At 28.3% G+C, this 2116-nt stretch carries 3 protein-coding genes; all 3 read right to left on the reverse strand.

Translation table 11 applies throughout. The features are described 5' to 3' along the window. Positions 1-201: 201 nt before the first annotated feature. Positions 202-684 (reverse strand): hypothetical protein, encoded by a 483-nt coding sequence (locus ACMUOV_RS03915; RefSeq protein ID WP_413853809.1) that lies wholly within the window; start codon positions 682-684, stop codon positions 202-204. 15 nt (positions 685-699) lie between these two features. Next, the gene (locus ACMUOV_RS03920; protein ID WP_413853810.1) at positions 700-1518 is read right to left on the reverse strand and encodes a hypothetical protein; all 819 of its coding nucleotides are present in this window, start codon (positions 1516-1518) and stop codon (positions 700-702) included. Positions 1519-1549: 31 nt separating this feature from the next. Then, a partial coding sequence (locus ACMUOV_RS03925; protein ID WP_413853811.1) for an N-formylglutamate amidohydrolase occupies positions 1550-2116 on the reverse strand: 567 nt, incomplete at its 5' end.

Below are 2116 nucleotides of genomic sequence, written 5' to 3' on the forward strand. Positions count from 1 at the left end.
AGGGTTTGTCCCTGTTTTTTTAGTATTCAGTAAATGGATGAGAATCACAACAAAACGAAGTTTTATAACTCACATATTTATTGCTTTGTAAATACTTCCGACTTTCCGGGGAAGCCAAATTAAAATGTAATTGAAATATATTATTTCGATTTCAGCCTCAAACCCATATTAGTTTTTAATTTCATAATTATCTCTAAAATTCTATTTTTTATTTTTAAGTTGTTCCAATTTAATGGCATATTTTTTTACTTGATTTAAAAATTCTCTGTATTGGTTTATTTCAAATTCATAAGACAGTCCAAAATCCCAATCTCGAATTGTCCTAAAGTCATTCCAAATAATGCTGTCATCTGTTTTAAATACTCTTATTCTTGCTGAAGAACATCCCACCTCATCACAAGTACAACACAAAACGTGTGCAATTTCTTCCCCATTTGATTTTTCTGCTTCAATTAAATCTTCGTATAATTCTGTTGGCATCATATGAATATAATCACCTGCTCCATCTTCAGATAAATCGGGTTCATTTTTAAAATGTGGCAGTTCGGCATCTTTAACAATGTCTAAAATATCTTTACCATTTATTAAGATAATGCAACGGTCACAATCCGGCCAAGGTTTTTCTATTGTTCCTGCCGGCTCAACTTTTAATTCAATAGTGTCGTAAGTTTTGTTTTCAGGCATATTTATACATCCTTTTTAATCTTTTTCAATATCTTTTATCCATTTACCGAATTGTTCATAATCAGCGTAGCCTTTTGATTCGGGGTGGCAACCCTCTGGCTCAGTTGAGGTACAATAATTAAACTTTTTTGTATAAAGATTATAAACCGTTATAATATAATCTTTATCAGAGTTTATCGGTGTATAATAGAAACTTTCAAACTTTTTGACACTATCTTCAACTGTTTTTGGATAAACTCCGTTTTTTGTTTTATAATTCTCAAGGTCTTGTATAATAATTTCGTATTTTTCTAAGTCTTTTGCTTCAAGTTTACTTGTAATATATTTATCTTCAATTGATGATAAAAATCCTAAAAACATAATAAGAAGCCAGCCAAAAATTTCCATTAATATAACAGTTATCAATGTCTGCCATTTTATCGGTAACCATTTTTTAGGAATAAATACTGTCGAAATAAAGCTCAAAGGTAAAATTACGAATAATGAATATGCTCCAATAACAAGTGAAATTATGGTATCACCCCTAAATAAAACATTCTCTATTAAATAATAAACCATATTTGTGAAAGGTATTAAAAAGGCAGTTAAAACAATTCTAATTTTGGTATTTTTAATTTTTTTGAAAATAAAGTATAAAACTAAAATTGCCGGAGAAAAGATAATAACAAATAGCCCTGCGGCAACCATAGGAAACAATAAATTTTGCCAAATATTTGTAAAAACAGTTGTAATTGCAAAATTATTATTAAATAAATCAAACAAATATACTATTATAAAACTTACAAAATAATAAATTCCTGCTATTTTTAAAATATTTTTTACTTTTTCATTCATGATATTCACCTCAATTCAATAATATCATAAATTAAGTTAATTGCAGAAACGGACATAGTAATATTATTTTTTCAATATCTTTTTTTATTCGTTGAAAATTATTGTTTTTTTGTCCTGTTTTTTCATTCATATATAGTGAACGATTTATTTCAAGCATAATTGAATGTACTTTTTTCTCTTTACCATAGAATTTTAAAGGAACAATAGTGCCGCAAAATGGGTTATTTATCCCAACATTATATCCTAAATCAGAAAAAGCCTCATATAAGTAGTCTGCAATTTTTTGAGGGGTGTGAAAACTGTCTGTCCCAATACAAATATCAGGTCGTGAGCCTTGTGAATGAAGTTCATACGGCAAAGATACTGACGGAAAAGAATGGGCATCTATTATTAAACAACTGTCATTGTCTTTTAAAGATTCTTCAACAAGTATTTCAAAATTTTTATGGTGCTTATCATAATATAATTTCAAAATTTCTTGTTTATGTTTATTGTTTACCGCTTTCAAAGGTTTTAAATCTGAGGTTTTGGTATAACAAACCCACATACCCTGTTTTGTCATTTCTTCATCTTTTTCATTTCTGAACCTTTCAACATC

It is taken from the genome of Candidatus Ruminimicrobium bovinum (genome assembly GCF_902760015.1).
Taxonomy (GTDB): domain Bacteria; phylum Elusimicrobiota; class Endomicrobiia; order Endomicrobiales; family Endomicrobiaceae; genus Ruminimicrobium; species Ruminimicrobium bovinum.